The sequence below is a fragment of the Mycolicibacter sp. MU0083 genome, assembly GCF_963378075.1.
GTDB lineage: Bacteria > Actinomycetota > Actinomycetes > Mycobacteriales > Mycobacteriaceae > Mycobacterium > Mycobacterium kokjensenii.
In genome coordinates, this window is the sequence record NZ_OY726394.1 from 2,305,094 (window position 1) to 2,321,221 (window position 16,128).

Annotated in this window: 15 protein-coding genes; 5 read left to right on the forward strand and 10 right to left on the reverse strand. The window is 68.8% G+C overall.

Annotated features, from left to right (window positions below):
- Positions 1 to 4: 4 nt before the first annotated feature.
- From zwf to RCP38_RS10610, 4 genes are read left to right on the forward strand one after another with little or no spacing between them, the layout of a single operon-like run.
- On the forward strand, positions 5 to 1,561 hold the full coding sequence (zwf, locus tag RCP38_RS10595) for a glucose-6-phosphate dehydrogenase (RefSeq protein ID WP_308472938.1): 1,557 nt from the start codon (positions 5 to 7) through the stop codon (positions 1,559 to 1,561).
- Complete coding sequence (gene opcA / locus RCP38_RS10600) at positions 1,558 to 2,466, forward strand: glucose-6-phosphate dehydrogenase assembly protein OpcA (RefSeq protein WP_308477196.1); 909 nt, start codon at positions 1,558 to 1,560, stop codon at positions 2,464 to 2,466. Before zwf ends, opcA begins: the two co-directional genes overlap by 4 nt.
- Entirely contained in the window at positions 2,463 to 3,200 is a 738-nt protein-coding gene (gene pgl, locus RCP38_RS10605; RefSeq protein WP_308472939.1) for a 6-phosphogluconolactonase, read from the forward strand. The genes opcA and pgl overlap by 4 nt, the downstream gene beginning before the upstream one ends.
- Before the next feature lie 29 nt (positions 3,201 to 3,229).
- Complete coding sequence (locus tag RCP38_RS10610) at positions 3,230 to 3,625, forward strand: ATPase (RefSeq protein ID WP_308472940.1); 396 nt, start codon at positions 3,230 to 3,232, stop codon at positions 3,623 to 3,625.
- Between the two features lie 90 nt (positions 3,626 to 3,715).
- On the opposite strand, the gene secG is transcribed toward RCP38_RS10610, so the two are convergent.
- The 5 genes from secG to RCP38_RS10635 all read right to left on the reverse strand — a co-directional run bounded on the left by secG (position 3,716) and on the right by RCP38_RS10635 (position 8,883).
- Positions 3,716 to 3,949, reverse strand: a complete 234-nt coding sequence (secG, locus tag RCP38_RS10615) for a preprotein translocase subunit SecG (protein ID WP_064997117.1) — start codon at positions 3,947 to 3,949, stop codon at positions 3,716 to 3,718.
- Between the two features lie 28 nt (positions 3,950 to 3,977).
- Positions 3,978 to 4,763, reverse strand: a complete 786-nt coding sequence (gene tpiA, locus RCP38_RS10620; RefSeq protein ID WP_308472941.1) for a triose-phosphate isomerase — start codon at positions 4,761 to 4,763, stop codon at positions 3,978 to 3,980.
- Positions 4,760 to 5,995 carry a phosphoglycerate kinase gene (locus RCP38_RS10625; RefSeq protein ID WP_308472942.1) on the reverse strand — a complete coding sequence of 412 codons (1,236 nt, stop codon included), beginning with the start codon at positions 5,993 to 5,995 and terminating at the stop codon, positions 4,760 to 4,762. The genes tpiA and RCP38_RS10625 overlap by 4 nt, the downstream gene beginning before the upstream one ends.
- 8 nt (positions 5,996 to 6,003) lie before the next feature.
- A complete protein-coding gene (gene gap, locus RCP38_RS10630; RefSeq protein ID WP_308472943.1) occupies positions 6,004 to 7,026 on the reverse strand; it encodes a type I glyceraldehyde-3-phosphate dehydrogenase in 1,023 nt (340 codons plus the stop codon).
- Positions 7,027 to 7,131: 105 nt separating this feature from the next.
- Positions 7,132 to 8,883, reverse strand: coding sequence for a DUF3556 domain-containing protein (locus tag RCP38_RS10635; protein ID WP_308472944.1), 1,752 nt, complete (start codon positions 8,881 to 8,883; stop codon positions 7,132 to 7,134).
- 219 nt (positions 8,884 to 9,102) lie between these two features.
- On the opposite strand from RCP38_RS10635, the gene RCP38_RS10640 reads away from it, so the two are divergent.
- The gene (locus RCP38_RS10640; protein WP_308472945.1) at positions 9,103 to 10,578 is read left to right on the forward strand and encodes a glycosyltransferase family 39 protein; all 1,476 of its coding nucleotides are present in this window, start codon (positions 9,103 to 9,105) and stop codon (positions 10,576 to 10,578) included.
- A 37-nt stretch (positions 10,579 to 10,615) separates the two neighbouring features.
- Here the strand turns inward: RCP38_RS10640 and whiA are convergent, their stop codons facing one another.
- The 5 genes from whiA to RCP38_RS10665 form a co-directional block, all read right to left on the reverse strand.
- Positions 10,616 to 11,593, reverse strand: coding sequence for a DNA-binding protein WhiA (gene whiA, locus RCP38_RS10645; RefSeq protein WP_308477197.1), 978 nt, complete (start codon positions 11,591 to 11,593; stop codon positions 10,616 to 10,618).
- Complete coding sequence (locus RCP38_RS10650; protein WP_308477199.1) at positions 11,590 to 12,663, reverse strand: gluconeogenesis factor YvcK family protein; 1,074 nt, start codon at positions 12,661 to 12,663, stop codon at positions 11,590 to 11,592. The genes whiA and RCP38_RS10650 overlap by 4 nt, the downstream gene beginning before the upstream one ends.
- A 55-nt stretch (positions 12,664 to 12,718) precedes the next feature.
- Positions 12,719 to 13,651, reverse strand: a complete 933-nt coding sequence (gene rapZ / locus RCP38_RS10655; protein ID WP_308472946.1) for an RNase adapter RapZ — start codon at positions 13,649 to 13,651, stop codon at positions 12,719 to 12,721.
- On the reverse strand, positions 13,648 to 15,606 hold the full coding sequence (gene uvrC, locus RCP38_RS10660) for an excinuclease ABC subunit UvrC (RefSeq protein WP_308472947.1): 1,959 nt from the start codon (positions 15,604 to 15,606) through the stop codon (positions 13,648 to 13,650). Before uvrC ends, rapZ begins: the two co-directional genes overlap by 4 nt.
- A 63-nt stretch (positions 15,607 to 15,669) precedes the next feature.
- Positions 15,670 to 16,107 (reverse strand): PH domain-containing protein, encoded by a 438-nt coding sequence (locus RCP38_RS10665; protein ID WP_308477200.1) that lies wholly within the window; start codon positions 16,105 to 16,107, stop codon positions 15,670 to 15,672.
- Positions 16,108 to 16,128 lie beyond the last annotated feature (21 nt).

Sequence of the window (16,128 nt, forward strand, 5' to 3'; positions counted from 1 at the left end):
TCTGATGGCCGGCGCCGGGGTTGCGCGTAACACCGCTGAGCGGTGGCAGAACCCGTTGCGCGACAAGCGCGACAAACGCCTGCCCCGCATCGCCGGCCCGTGCGCCGCGGTGATCTTCGGGGTCACCGGGGACCTGGCCCGCAAGAAGCTGATGCCGGCCATCTACGACCTGGCCAACCGCGGACTGTTGCCGCCGACGTTCGCGCTGGTCGGGTTCGCCCGGCGAGACTGGGCCGACGAGGATTTCGCCGACGTGGTCTACCAGGCCGTCAAGGAGCACGCCCGCACCCCGTTCCGTCAGGTGGTGTGGGACCGGCTCGCCGCCGGATTCCGGTTCGTGGCCGGCACGTTCGACGACGACGAAGCCTTCGCCCGGCTGACCCGGACTCTCGAGGAGCTCGATGCCGAGCGCGGGACCGGCGGCAATCATGCGTTCTACCTGTCGATTCCGCCGGGCGCCTTCCCGGTGGTGTGCGAGAAGCTGCATGCGACGGGTCTGGCCCGCCCCCGCGACGGCCGCTGGAGCCGGGTGGTGATCGAGAAGCCGTTCGGGCACGACCTGGACAGCGCCCGCGAACTCAACGCCGTCGTCAACAGCGTCTTCCCCGAGGAGTCGGTGTTCCGGATCGACCACTACCTGGGCAAGGAGACGGTTCAGAACATTCTGGCGTTGCGCTTCGCCAACCAGCTTTTCGACCCGATCTGGAACGCCCACTACGTCGACCACGTGCAGATCACCATGGCCGAAGACATCGGCTTGGGCGGCCGGGCCGGCTACTACGACGGCATCGGTGCGGCCCGCGACGTCATCCAGAACCACCTGCTGCAGTTGCTGGCGTTGACCGCGATGGAGGAGCCGGTGAGCTTCTCCCCCGCCGAACTGCAGGCGGAGAAGATCAAGGTGCTGTCCGCCACCCGGCTGGCCGAACCGCTGGATGAGACCACCGCACGTGGCCAGTACACGGCGGGCTGGCAGGGCGGCGAACAGGTGGTCGGACTGCTCGGCGAGGACGGCTTCGCCGGCGATTCGAGCACCGAGACCTATGCGGCGATCACGCTGGAGGTCGACACCCGGCGCTGGGCGGGCGTGCCGTTCTACCTGCGCACCGGCAAACGCCTGGGCCGGCGGGTCACCGAGATCGCCCTGGTGTTCAAGCGGGCGCCGCATCTGCCGTTCGACGACACCATGACCGACGAGCTGGGCAAGAACGCACTGGTGATCCGGGTGCAGCCCGACGAGGGGATCACGCTGCGGTTCGGTTCCAAGGTGCCCGGTCATCTGATGGAGGTCCGCGACGTCAACATGGACTTCTCCTACGGGTCGACGTTCTCCGAAGACTCGCCGGAGGCCTACGAGCGGCTGATCCTCGATGTGCTGCTGGGCGAACCGTCCCTGTTCCCGGTCAACGCCGAAGTCGAATTGTCTTGGCAGATACTCGATCCGGTACTGCAGAACTGGGCCGCGCACGGCAGACCGGAGCCGTATGTGGCGGGCAGCTGGGGGCCGCCGTCGTCGTTCGAGATGCTGACGCGTTCCGGCCGGGAATGGCGGCGCCCGTGATCATCGACCTGCCCGGGACCTCCACCAAGGCGATCAACAAGAAGCTCAACGAGCTGCGTGAACAGGTCGGGGCGGCGACCGGCCGGGTGTTGAGCCTGATCATCGCGCTGGGCAGCGACGCCATGCTGGATGAGTCCATCGCCGCGGCCACCCTGGCCGGCCAGGAACACCCGAGCCGGGTGATCGTGGTGGTCACCGGCGACACCGGGACCGGCGAGGCCCGGTTGGACGCCCAGCTGCGGATGTTCGGCGACGCCGGTGCCGGCGAGGTGGTGGTGCTGCGACTGTGCGGCCCGCTGGCCGAGCACGCCGACGCGGTCGTGGTGCCGTTCCTGCTGCCCGACATCCCGGTGGTGGCCTGGTGGCCCGAGGTGGCACCCGCGGCGCCGTCCCGGGATCCGTTGGGCGCGTTGGCGGTACGACGGATCACCGATGCCACCAACGCCCCGGACCCGCTGGCGGCCATCCAGAGTCGCCGCAGCGGCTACCGTGCCGGCGACACCGACCTGTCGTGGAGTCGCATCACCTACTGGCGGGCGCTGCTGGCCTCCGCACTGGATCAGCCGCCGTACGAGCCGATCCGCTCGGCGGTGGTCTCCGGGCTGGCGACGGAGCCGGCCCTGGACATCCTGGCCGGCTGGCTGGCCAGCCGCATCGAGGGACCGGTGCGACGCGCGGTCGGCGAACTGAAGATCGAGTTGGTGCGCGACAGTCAGACGGTGACCCTGAGTCGCCCGCAGGACGGCGTCACCGGTACGTTGAGCTGCACCGGCAAGCCCGATGCGCTGGTTCCGCTGCCCCGCCGGGTGACCGCCGATTGCCTGGCGGAAGACCTGCGCCGACTGGATCCCGACGTCGTCTACGGTGCCGCGTTGAGCGGCCTCGAAAAGGTGGAGTATCTGTGATCGTTGCGACCTACCCCGATTCCGATGCCCTGGTCGCCGCGGCCGGCGACCGGCTGGCGGACGCCATCGAATCGGCGATCGCCGCGCGGGGCCGGGCGCTGATCGTGCTGACCGGCGGCGGTACCGGTATCGCACTGCTGCATCGCCTCGGGGAGCACGCCGCGCGGATCGATTGGGGATGCGTGCAGCTGTTCTTCGGTGACGACCGATTCGTTCCGGCCGCCGACCCCGACCGCAACGACAAGCAGGCCCGGGAGGCGCTGGCCGGCCGGGTCGACATCCCGGCCGCCAACGTGCACGCGATGCCGGCCAGCGACGGCGCCTACGGCGACGACCTCGACGCCGCGGCGCTGGCCTACCAGGAGGTGTTGGCCGCCAACGCCGAACCGGGCCATCCCGCACCGGATTTCGATGTGCACCTGATGGGGATGGGCGGCGAGGGGCACGTCAACTCGCTGTTCCCCGACACCGATGCGGTCCGCGAGACGACCCGGTTGGTGGTCGGTGTGCCCGACTCCCCCAAGCCGCCGCCGCGCCGGATCACGCTGACGCTGCCGGCGGTCCGGCGTTCGCGCGAGGTGTGGCTGGTGGTGGCCGGCGACGCCAAAGCCGAGGCGGTCGCCGCCGCGATCGGCGGTGCCGACCCGGTCGAGGTGCCCGCCGCCGGGGCCGTCGGCCGTGAGCAGACCGTGTGGCTGCTCGATGCGGCCGCGGCCGCGCAACTGCCGGGATAGTCCGCGGCGCTCGCGTCCGCCCCGTCATAATGGGCACCATGGCTGACAGAACCCCGGGGACCGGCACGGAACGCAAGCGGCTCAAGACCTTGGCGCAGGCGGCGCTGAACGCCGATGTGACGGTCGGACAGCTCGAGGACGTCCTCGGCGGCCTGGGCAACACGATGGTCGAACTCAACAGTTCGCTGGCCAACCTCAACGCCACCGTCGAACGTCTGGGCGGAGGTCTGGATCATCTCGAGGAGACCATGGCCGGGCTGGACGATCTGGCGCGCCGCCTGGTCACCCTGATCGAACCGGTGGAGGCGATCGTCAACCGCATCGACTACCTGGTCGAGGTCGGCGAGACGGCGATGGCGCCGCTGACGGCGACCGAGAACGCGGTGCGCGGGTTGTTCAACGCCATGCGGAACCGGGCGCGCTGACGCGCGTCCGCCGCACCCACCCGCGAGATCCCAATGCCGCAGAGAAAGGTCGAGTAGCGACCTGCGTGAGCGGGATCTCGCGGGCTGTGCTCAGGCGTACTTGATGAGCAGGCCGACCGCGACGATCGAGATCAGCCAGATCGCGATCACGAAGTAGGTCAGCCGGTCGAGGTTCTTCTCCACCACAGTCGAGCCGGACAGGCTGGACTGCACGCCGCCGCCGAACAGGGTCGACAGGCCGCCGCCCTTGGCGCGGTGCAGCAGCACCAGCAGTATCACCAGCAAGCTGGTGATCACCAAGAGAATCTGCAGCGTCAAGATCATGCCGCTACCCTACCGTTCGCCACTCGCGTCACGGCAGCGGACCGCCGGCGGCCAGCGCCGCCAGAGTGGCGAACTGTTCGCCGTCCAGCGACGCCCCACCCACCAGGCCACCGTCCACATCGGGCTGGCCGATGAGTTCGGCGACGTTCTTGGCGTTGACCGAACCGCCGTAGAGCACCCGGACGGTGTCGGCGATCTTGGGCGAGGCGAGCTTGCCCAACTCGACGCGGATCGCCGCGCACACCTCCTGGGCGTCGGCGGCCCCGGCCACCCGGCCGGTGCCGATGGCCCACACCGGTTCGTAGGCGATGACGCTCGCACCGATCTGTTCGGCGCTGAGCCCGGCCAGCGAGCCGCGCACCTGCTCCACGCAGTACTCGACGTGTCCGCCGGCTTCCCGGATCTCCAGGTGTTCGCCGACGCAGATGATCGGGGTCAGGCCGTGCTTCAGTGCCGCGGCCGCCTTCTTGGCGACCAGGGCGTCGTCCTCACCGTGGTAGCTTCGCCGCTCGGAGTGGCCCACGACGACGTAGGTGCAGCCCAGCTTGGCCAGGAAGGCCCCGCTGACCTCACCGGTGTAGGCACCCGAGTCGTGCTGGGAGATGTCCTGCGCACCGAAGGTCAGCCGCAGCTTGTCCCCGTCGACCAGGGTCTGCACGCTGCGCAGGTCGGTGAACGGCGGCAGCACCGTCACATCGACGTGGTCGAAGTACTTGTCCGGCAGCGCGAACGCCACCTTCTGCACCAGCGCGATGGCCTCGAAGTGGTTGAGGTTCATCTTCCAGTTGCCGGCGATCAACGGCTTGCGACTCATCGCGCCCCTCCGTCTTCCAGGACCTGCAGGCCCGGCAGTGCTTTGCCTTCAAGGTATTCCAGCGACGCCCCGCCACCGGTGGAGATGTGCGAGAAGCCGTCCTCGGGCAGCCCCAGTGCCCGGACCGCGGCGGCCGAATCGCCGCCGCCGACCACGCTGAAGGCGCCCTTGGTGGTGGCCGCCGCGATGGCCTCGGCCACTCCGCGGGTACCGGCCGCGAACGCCGGGAACTCGAACACGCCCATCGGGCCGTTCCAGAAGATGGTCTTGGCGTTGCCCAGCAGCGCGGCGAACCGCTCCACCGAACCCGGGCCGACGTCCAAGCCCATCTTGCCCTCGGGAATGGCGTCGGCCGCGACCAGCTCGCCGGTGGCCGCGGCGTCGAACTTGTCGGCGACGACGATGTCCACCGGAAGCCGCAGCACGTCGCCGTACTCGTCGAGCAACTGCCGGCAGGTGTCCACCATGTCGGCCTCCAGCAGCGAGGTGCCGACCGGCAAGCCCTGGGCGGCTAGGAAGGTGAAGCACATGCCGCCGCCGATCACGATGGAGTCGGCCTTGGTCGCCAGCGACTTGATCACGCCGAGCTTGTCGGAGACCTTCGACCCGCCCAGCACCACGGCGTAGGGCCGCTCGCTGGACTCGGTCAGTTGCGCCAGCACCTTGATCTCGGCGTCGACCAGAGTGCCGGCGTACGACGGCAGCAGGGTGGCCACGTCGTAGACCGAGGCCTGCTTGCGGTGCACCACCCCGAACCCGTCGGAGACGAACGCCCCCGGGGTGCCGTCCGGTGCGGCGACCAGCTCGGCCAGTGCCCGGGCCAGCGCGAGGCGCTCGCCGTCGTCCTTGCTGGTCTCGCGCGGGTCGAAGCGGATGTTCTCCAGCAGCAGCACGTCGCCGTCGGTCAGGCCTTCGGCGCGGGCCAGGGCGTCGGTGCCGACCACGTCACCGGCGAGCTGGACATGGCGGCCCAGCTGCTCGCCGAGCGCGGCCGCGACCGGCGCCAGTGACAGCTTGGGGTCCGGGCCGTCCTTGGGGCGGCCCAGGTGCGCGGTCACCACGACCTTGGCGCCGGCCTCCACCAGTGCCCGCAGCGTGGGCACCGAGGCGGTGATCCGGCCCGCGTCGGTGATCTTGCCGTCGTCGAGGGGGACGTTGAGGTCGGAGCGCACCAGCACGCCCCGACCTGCAACACCCTCGGCGATCAGGTCTTGGACTGACTTGACTGCCACGATCGCGGTTAGAGCGACTTGCCGACGAGGGCGATCAGGTCGACCAGCCGGTTGGAGTAGCCCCACTCGTTGTCGTACCAGGAGACGACCTTGGCCTGGTTGTCGATGACCTTGGTCAGGCCCGAGTCGTACAGCGACGAGTGCGGGTCGGTGACGATGTCGGACGAGACGATCGGGGCGTCGTAGTACTTCAGGATGCCCTTCATCGGGCCTTCGGCGGCGGCCTTCATGGCGGCGTTGATGTCTTCGACCGACGCCGACTTGGCGAGCTCGGCGGTCAGGTCGGTGACCGAACCGGTGGGGATCGGCACCCGCAGGGCGTAGCCGTCCAGCTTGCCCTTCAGCTCGGGCAGCACCAGGCCGATGGCCTTGGCGGCGCCGGTGCCGGTGGGCACGATGTTGACCGCGGCGGCGCGGGCGCGACGCAGGTCGGAGTGCGGGCCGTCCTGCAGGTTCTGGTCCTGGGTGTAGGCGTGGATGGTGGTCATCAGGCCCTTGACGATGCCGAACTCGTCGTTGAGCACCTTGGCCAGCGGGCCGAGGCAGTTCGTGGTGCACGAGGCGTTGGAGATGATGTTCTGGCTGCCGTCGTACTTGTCGTCGTTGACGCCGAGCACGATGGTGATGTCCTCGTCGGTGGCCGGCGCGGAGATGATGACCTTCTTGGCGCCGGCGTCCAGGTGGCCCTTGGCCTTGGCGGCGTTGGTGAAGATACCGGTGGACTCGACGACGACGTCGACACCCAGGTCACCCCAGGGCAGCGCGGCGGGGCCTTCCTTGACTTCGAGGGCCTTGATCTTGGTGTTGCCGACGACGATGGTGTCGTCGCCTTCGAGGCTGACGTCGTGGGGCAGCCGGCCCAGGATGGAGTCGAACTTCAGCAGGTGCGCCAGACTGGCGTTGTCGGTCAGGTCGTTGACCGCGACGATCTCGATGTCGGTGTTGGCACCCTGCGCCTTCTGCGCGTCCAATGCCCTGAAGAAGTTGCGCCCGATGCGACCGAAGCCGTTCACGCCTACCCGGACCGTCACTGGTCTCTCCTCTGTGTTGCTCAATCAGCTGGTGTATTCGGCCGTCAGCCTAGCGGGGATTGCGAACGCGGCGAAGCCGGGTGAAGCAGATCCCCGCCAATCAAACTAATGCGTGATGCGGCCCACAGGCCCCTCGGTACGGCGTACCGGCAACTCATCGCCGGGTTCGGGCCACGGCTGACGGCTGAGCAGGTCGGCCACCGCCACATAACCGGCTTCGATCAGCCCGGATTTGGCATCGACGATCCGGTAGGCCTGCTCTCGGCGATGGATGGGCTGGCCTTCCAGCACGATCACCCGCAGGTCGCCGTCGGCGAATCGGCAGCGGCGCTGTACCGCGGCCAGTAGTTGCTCGTTGTGTAGGTGGCCTTCGCCGAAGTTCCAGCCGATCAGCGGGCCGGCGATGATCTCGCCGTCGCGGACGTTGTAGTCGGCGATGTCGTCGACCGCTCGGGGCAGCAGACCGTTGAGGGCCCGGCCCTGTAGGTGCATAGCGCGGAACGCGCCGGGAACCTTGTCGGCGACGATGTCGGCGGTGGACTGGTCGTAGAACTTCGCCAGCTGGCTGATGACCAACGCCGAGCTCTTGACGACGCGGTCCTCCACGATCTCCTCGGTTCCGGTCCGGAAGCACCAGAAACTGGCCGCCCAGTTACCGGCGTAGTACCGCATCGCCGGGAGGAAGGAGATCTGTTTCGGGAACATGTTTCCGGCGACCGGTATGACGAGCAGCCCGACGAACAGGATCGCCGCCAGCAGCGGGGAGCGCAGGTCGTAGACGCTGATCTCGGGGTGCCGGCCGAACAGGAAGAACAGGGAGAACAGAAAGAACACGTTCCATTCCAGCGGCACGCCCATCGGGAGGTTGGACAAGATGTTGAGGTGGAAGATCACCATGAATGCGATCAGGAACCACCGCCACGGGTGATCTCCGGCGACCAGGACCAGCAGCGCCGGAACCACGAATTCGGCGGTGGTACCGCCGACGTGCGCCATCAGCTGCGGGATCCGGGTGGGGCGCAGGTCGTTGACATGGTCCCGGTACATCAGGTGCTTGATGCCGAGGAAGATTTTCGAGCGCAGTAGGGCGTTGTTGCTGGTCATCACCGCGACCACATAGGGAAAGTGGTGGTTGAGTTTGGATGTGGCGGCGCCCCACCACAATCCGAGCAGGATCAGCTTGAACGCGGCCATCTGGTCGACGTAGGGAAAGAAGAAGACGAGCAGGGTCAGCCCGTAGTGTTCGGCACGGGCGGCCAGAAAGATCGTCTTGTCCCGCAGTCCCAGCAGGGCCAGGGCGACGATCATCGGCGCGACCAGCATCGGGTCGAGCAGGCCGGCCGGACCCGGATCGCCCTGTCCCGATGACAATAACGCCCGGCAGCCGGTGCCCAGCACCGCGGCATACAGCGCGACGTCGATGACGGTCCGGGTGTCCCCGCCGGTCAACGGAACCTTGCCCGGCCACGGCGGCAATCGGATCGTGTTGGGCCGCAACCAATACAACACGCCGCCGATGGGTGGCCAGAACCGGGCGGTCAGCGGACCCGATCCGCAGCCCAAGCCCAGGATCTCGAAGAGCAGGCTGAACACGACGAGTTTCTGATAGACGATGGGCTGCGTCCACCATTCGCCGACGCACCCCAATCCGCCCAGCCCCGGGGTCAGCGCGATGACCGCCGCCGCCCCGACCGCGTACGCCGCGATCTTGATCAGGTAGATCAGGTAGACCCCCGACGGGGTGCCGAAACCATGCTCCGCCCAGTGCCGACTGCAGACCCGGACCCGGTCCGGCCACGGCATACCGCGCCAGGTTTCGGGGTCGACGTCGGGTAACGACGGTTTGATGAACCCCATGCTGCCTCGCTTCCTGCCGTGTACCGCGTTCAGTTATAGCGGTCTGGGCGGGCCCGGAATGGGCGTTTCGGTCCGCGCCCGGCTTAGGATCTGGCTCCGGTAGTTTCCTCCAGCCGCGGACATCGCCCGATGTGCGCGACATCAGTCGATGGCGGCAAGTTCTTGAGCGATTCAATGAGTGCGGATTCGAAGACGGCAGCCTCGCGGCCGGCGACGGGTATGGCGCGCCTGCCCGTGGCGGTCGTCGCGGCTGTCGCAGCCGCGGTGCACATGGCGGTGGCGACCAGGTACGGCTGGTTTCCCGATGAGTTCTATTTCGTCATCTGCGGTCGGCACCCGGCTTGGGGTTATGTCGATCAGCCCCCGCTGGTGCCGCTACTGGCGCATCTGGCCGAGACGCTGCCCGGTGGTGGCCTCCTGATGCTGCGGTTGTTCGCCGTCGCCGCACACGTCGGTTGCATCGTGTCCGCGGCCGCGCTGACAGCGGAGTTCGGGGGCCGGCGTCTGGCCCAGGTTATCGCCGGCGCCGCTGTCGCCGCCTGTCCGGCATTCGTCGGCCTGTCGATGTATTTCGGCCCGACGGTCACCGATCAATTGTTCTGGCTGGCCACTCTCGCACTGGTCGCACGTGCCCTGCGCCTGGGCACCACGACGTCCTGGCTGTTCGCCGGGACGACGGCCGGGCTCGGGCTGGAGAACAAGCACACCGCAGCCGTACTGATCGTCGCAATCGCCGCGGGCCTGGTGATATCCCGACGCCCGTCGCTGCGTACACCGGGCCCGTGGCTCGCCCTCGGCGTCGCGCTGGCGCTGGCGGCCCCGAACCTGTGGTGGATGGCGACCCACGGATGGCCGAATCTGCAGTTCGCACAGATGATCTCACAGCACTCACGCGACACACTCGATTCGCTGGTTCAACTGCCGCTGCTGACCGTCGCGCTTGCCGGCCCGCTACTGGTGGTGCTGTGGGTGGTGGGAATCCGATGGTTGATCGCGGCCGGCCAGCGGGAACATCGGTGGGCGTTGAGCGTGGTCGCGGTGGCCCTGGCCGTCTTCACCTGCACGAGCGGCCGGCCCTACTACGCCGCCCCGGTGTTCGCCCTGCTGTTCGCGGCCGGGGCCGTGCAGGTCGAATCCGCCCGTATGAGCCGCTCACGTCGCGACGGACCGGTTGACAGCGCCTGGCCGTCGCTACGCTGGACGGCGGCACTCGCGGCGTCGTTCGTGGGCACCGTGCTCGTCTGCCTGCCGGTGCTGCCGGTCTCTACTGCCCAGGCGTTACGCCACATCAACCCGTGGCTCGCCTCCACCTACGGCTGGCCGCAGTTCACCGAACAGGTGGCGGCTGCAGCGGCGCCCTTCCCCTCCGCCGTACCGATCTTCACCGGCTACTACACCGAAGCCGGGGCATTGACTATTCTCGGGCCGGCTGTCGGCCTTCGGAACCCGGTTTACAGCGCACATAACAACTACACCCTGTGGGGTCCACCGAAGGGCCGCCCGGACAGCGTGATCTGCGTTGGCGACTTCCCACGCAGTTACCTACTGGACTTCTGGTCGCAGGTAACACCTCTGGCGACGGTGATCGCCGACGACGGCGAACACAGCTGGGAATCCGACCGCACAATCTATCTGTGTCAGCAGCCGCGCGGCACGTGGGCCCAGATGTGGCCGTCGTTGAGTCATTTCCACTGACGACGACCTCCGAGCGGGCACTGCCAGAGCTGCCTCGTCAGGCGTCTTCGAGCAGTTCCGGGGTGACCGCGGACTCGGTGTCGGGGATACCGTCCTGCTTGGCCTTGCGGTCGGCCATCGACAGCAATCGGCGGATCCGCCCGGCCACCGCGTCCTTGGTCATCGGCGGGTCGGCCAACCGCCCCAGTTCCTCCAGGGACGCCTGCCGGTGTTCGACGCGCAGCCGGCCCGCGGTGGCCAGGTGGTCGGGCACGGTGTCGCCCAGAATCGCCAGGGCGCGTTCCACCCGGGCCGCTGCGGCCACCGCGGCGCGTGCCGAGCGGCGCAGGTTGGCGTCGTCGAAGTTGGCCAGCCGGTTGGCGGTGGCCCGTACCTCGCGGCGGATCCGGCGCTCCTCCCAGACCAGCCGGGTGTCCTGGGCGCCCATCCGGGTCAGCAGCGCACCGATCGCCTCGCCGTCGCGTACCACCACCCGATCGGCGCCGCGCACCTCGCGGGCCTTCGCGCTGACCCCGAGCCGGCGGGCCGCACCCACCAGCGCCAGGGCCGCCTCCGGGCCCGGGCAGCCGATCTCCAGCGCCGAGGAGCGGCCGGGTTCGGTGAGCGAACCGTGCGCCAGAAATGCGCCGCGCCAGGCCGCTTCGGAGTCGGCGACGCTGCCGCCGACGACCTGGGCCGGCAGCCCCCGCACCGGGCGGCCGCGCAGGTCCAACAGGCCGGTCTGGCGAGCCAGCGCTTCCCCGTCTTTGGTCACCCGCAGCACGTACCGGGTGTTCTTGCGCATGCCGCTGGCCGAGAGCACGTGCACGATCGCGTTGTAGCCGTACAGGTCGAAAATGTCCTTGCGCAGCCGGCGCGCGATGACGCCCAGGTCGACCTCGGCTTCGACCACGACCCGGCCGGCCACGATGTGCAGTCCGCCGGCGAAGCGCAGCAGCGCCGCGACCTCGGCCCGGCGTGCGCTCACCGAACTGACCACGAGACGGCTCAGCTCGTCCTTGACTTCGGCCGTCATCGCCACGACTTGTCACCTCCCGGCCCGAGTCCACTCGGCCCACTCACGCCGGTTTGCCGGCCCCCGCCTTCGGCCGGCGTCGTGAGCGGTGTCGGAACCGTCATCGACGCCGCGTCGCTGTTCCGAACCTCGTCCAACGCCGCCGCCAACTTTCCTGGGTCATGTAAAGGTGTACCAGGTCGGGACACGTCGACGAATTGAACCTCGGCCGCGAACAGGGTGGCGGCCCGCCGAAGCTGCTCGCGTTCGCGCTCGCTGGGCACCCGACCGGCGTCGATGATGATGTGGTCGACGGTGAAGCCCGGTGCGTGTTGGGCGAGCACATGCAGGTGGCGCTCCACGGAGAAGCCTGCGGTCTCCCCCGGTTCGGCCACCAGGTTGAGCACCAGTGCACGCCGCGCCGTGGTCTGCTGCAGCGCCGTCGCCAGGCCCGGCACCAGCAGGTGCGGGATGACGCTGGTGAACCACGATCCCGGGCCCAGCACCACCAGATCCGCGGCCATGATGGCGTCCACGGCCTGGCGGGTGGCCGGTGGGTCGCCCGGCAGCAAGCGCACCCGGCGGACCTTTCCCGGCGTGGTCGCGACGGCCACCTGTCCCCGGATCAGCCGGAACAGTCGGGGGTCGGCGTCCAGGCCGGACACATCGGCCTCGATCTGCAGGGCGATCGGGCACATCGGCAATACCCGCCCCTTGACGCCGAGCATCCGGCCGAGTTCGTCGAGCGCGGCCACCGGGTCGGCGAGCACCTCGTTGAGGCCGGCCAGCATCAGGTTGCCGATCGGATGCCCGGCCAGTGCCCCGGTGCCGCCGAACCGGTGCTGCAGGATGGTCGCCCACAGCCGGCCCGTCGGGGTGTCGGAGGCCAGCGCCGCCAAGGCCATCCGCAGGTCTCCGGGCGGCACCACGTCCAGTTCCCCGCGCAGCCGACCGGAGGAACCGCCGTCGTCGGCGACGGTGACCACCGCGGTGACGTGCGGTGTCAGCCGGCGTGCGGCCGACAGCGTCGCATACAGACCGTGCCCGCCGCCGAGCGCGACGATGCTCGGATTGCCGTGCGCCGGTTCAATACTCACTGGCGCCGCTCCTCCTCATCGCTCCGCTCTGCATCGTCGCCGGCGCACCTCATTCGCGGCCCAGATCCCGGTGCAACACCCGTACCGACAGTTCGTCGTGGCGGTCCTCGGTGTCCAGCAGCCGGGCCAGCGCCTCGGCGATGGCAACGCTGCGGTGTTTGCCTCCGGTGCACCCGACGGCCAAAGTCATGTAGCGCTTTCCCTCTCGTCGATAGCCGCCGACCACCAGCGACAACAGTCGGTGGTAGCCGGTGAGGAACTCGTCGGCGCCCGGGCGGCTCAGCACGTAGTCGCGGACCGCCGGATGCTGACCGGTGTGCGGTCGCAGTTCGTCGATCCAGTGCGGGTTGGGCAGGAAGCGGACGTCCAACACCATGTCGGCATCCATCGGCAACCCGTACTTGAAGCCGAAGGACTCCACGGTGATGGATGTCGGTGCGGTGGCGGCGTCACCGCCGAACATCTCCTCGATGCTCTCGCGCAACTCGCGGACGCTGAGCACCGACGTGTCGATCACCAGATCGGCCACCGCCCGCACCGGCGCCAGCATGATCCGCTCCGCGGCGATGCCCTCGATCAGCGTCTGCTGGCCCTGCAGGGGATGACTGCGCCGGTTGTGCTCGTACCGGCGCACCAGCACGTCGTCGCCGGCCTCCATGAACAGCACCCGCGGGTTGATACCGCGGGTCGCCAACTCGGTGCGCACCGAGTCCAGGTCGCCGGTGAATCCCGCCGAACGCACGTCCATCACCACCGCGAGCTGGGTGATCCGGGAGCCGGCCGCCAACCCCAGGTCCACCATCCGGGTGATCAGGTCCGGCGGCAGGTTGTCGGCCACGTACCAGCCCAGATCCTCGAGCACCTTGGCGGCGGTGCCGCGCCCCGCACCGGACAGGCCGGTCACCAGGACGACGTCGATACCGGCGCCGTCGCCGGGACCGGCGACATCGCGCTCCCGTACGCCCTTCGAAGAATCCGTCATCCCGACATCCGTTGCTGTTCAGCGGCACCGGCCGCACCGTCGGCTCCCAACGCCTCGAGAACGGCGGCGGCGGTCGCCGTGCCGATCCCCGGGATCGAGGTGAGCTCCTCGACGGTAGCCCGTTTCAGCCGCGCCACCGAACCGAAATGCGAGATCAACACCTTGCGCCGATGCTCCCCGAGTCCCGGTACCGCGTCCAGCGCCGACGCCGTCATCCGCTTGGATCGCTCGCTGCGGTGGTAGGTGATGGCGAAGCGGTGCGCTTCGTCGCGGATCCGCTGCAGCAGGTAGAGCCCTTCGCTCTGCCGCGGCAGGATGATCGGGTCGGGTTCCGACGGCACCCACACCTCTTCCAGCCTCTTCGCCAGCCCGATGATCGCCACGTCGGTGATGCCCAGTTTGTCCAGCACCTGTGCTGCGGCGTTGACCTGCGGAGCGCCGCCGTCCACCACGTACAGGTTGGGCGGATAGGCGAATTTTCGGGATTTCCCTTCCGGGGCAAGGACTTCCGGATCAAGGTGGTGACGGAATCGGCGTCGGGTCACTTCGGCGATGGAGGCCACATCATCGGAGCGGCCGTCGCCGGCGGCCTCTCGGATCGCGAAGTGGCGGTAGTCCGACTTGCGCGGCAGCCCGTCCTCGAACACCACCAGCGACCCCACCACATCGGTGCCCTGCACGTGGCTGATGTCGACGCATTCGATGCGCAGCGGGGCGTCGGGAAGCCCCAACGATTCCTGAATGTTCTGCAGCGCAGCGGATCTGGCGGTGAAGTCCCCGGCCCTCTTCAGCTTGTGCTGCTGCAGCGCCTCTTTGGCATTGCGTTCGACGGTCTCGGCCAGCACCCGCTTGTCACCGCGCAACGGCACCCGCAGCGAAACCCGCGAACCCCGCAGGCCCGACAGCCAGCTGGTCAGTTCGTCGGCGTTGGCCGGCAGGCAGGGCACCAGCACCTCGCGCGGCACCGGGTTGGTCGGTTCGTCGGCGGCGCCGCCCAACTCGGCCTGCTCGCCGTAGAACTGGCTCACGAACTGCTCGACCAGTCGTTCCAGCGCGTTGTCGCCGTCCCCGGGATCGCCGGGCTTCTCGACGATCCAGCCGCGCTGCCCGCGCACCCGGCCGCCGCGCACATGGAACACCTGCACCGCGGCCTCGAGATCGTCGTCGGCGAAGGCCACCACGTCGGCGTCGGTGCCGTCGCCGAGCACCACGGCCTGTTTCTCCAGCGCCCGTTTGAGCGCGGCGACGTCGTCGCGCAGGCGTGCCGCCCGTTCGAAATCCAGTTCCTCGGAGGCGGCCAGCATCTGCTGTTCGAGGCTGCGGACCAGCCGGTCGGTCTTGCCGGCCAGAAAGTCGCAGAAGTCGTCGACGATCCGTCGGTGTTCCTCGGCGCTGACCCGTCCGACACACGGCGCGGAGCATTTGCCGATGTAGCCCAGCAGGCAGGGCCGGTCGATCTGCTGGTGGCGCTTGAACACTCCCGCCGAACAGGTGCGGGCCGGGAAGACCCGCAGCAGCAGGTCGAGGGTTTCGCGGATCGCCCAGGCATGCGAATACGGCCCGAAGTAGCGCACTCCCTTGCGGCGCGGCCCCCGATAGACCATCAGCCGCGGGTAGTCCTCGTTCATCGTGACGGCCAGCACCGGATAGGTCTTGTCGTCGCGGTAGCGGACGTTGAACCGCGGATCGAACTCCTTGATCCAATTGTACTCGAGTTGCAGCGCTTCGACCTCGGTGTTGACCACCGTCCACTCCACCTTGGCGGCGGTGGTCACCATCTGGCGGGTCCGCGGGTGCAGGCCGGCGATGTCGGCGAAGTACGACGTCAGCCGTGACCGCAGGCTTTTCGCCTTACCCACGTAGATGACCCGGTCGTGCGGATCGACGAACCGGTAGACACCGGGCGCGACGGGGATGGACCCGGGCGCCGGACGGTAGGTCGCGGGGTCTGCCACGGCTACCAGGCTAGCGTGCGGGTTCGCCCCGCCGAGCAGACATTGCGTCGCACTCGACGGGCCTCAGGTGTGCGGTTCTGGGTCTGCTCGCGGGGGTGTCGGGCGGTAGCGCGCGTCCAGTGCGCGTAGCTCCCGCATGGCCGCCACGGCCCGCTCCTTGTCGGCGAGTTGGATCGCCACCAGCGGGATGTACTCGTCGTCGGGCAACTCCAGTCGGGCCCAGCGTTTGCCCGGCGGGAAGGACACCCCGACCACGTCCGACCACGGGATCAGTCGGTCGCCGAGCGCATTGCGCACCGACACCCCGGATTCCCCGGCCCGCACCCGGGCGCGGGCGAACAGCAGCAGGGAGCTCGCCACGATCACGCCCAGCACCACGACCGCCACCCGGTCATAGGTGCGGAAGATCACGCCGCTGGCGCGGATCGTCAGCAGGAAGCTGACCATCACGTGGATCGCCACGATCAGCACGGCCGCGCTCCACAGGCCGATGCGCATCATGCGTGGGCGGATCTGCAGCTC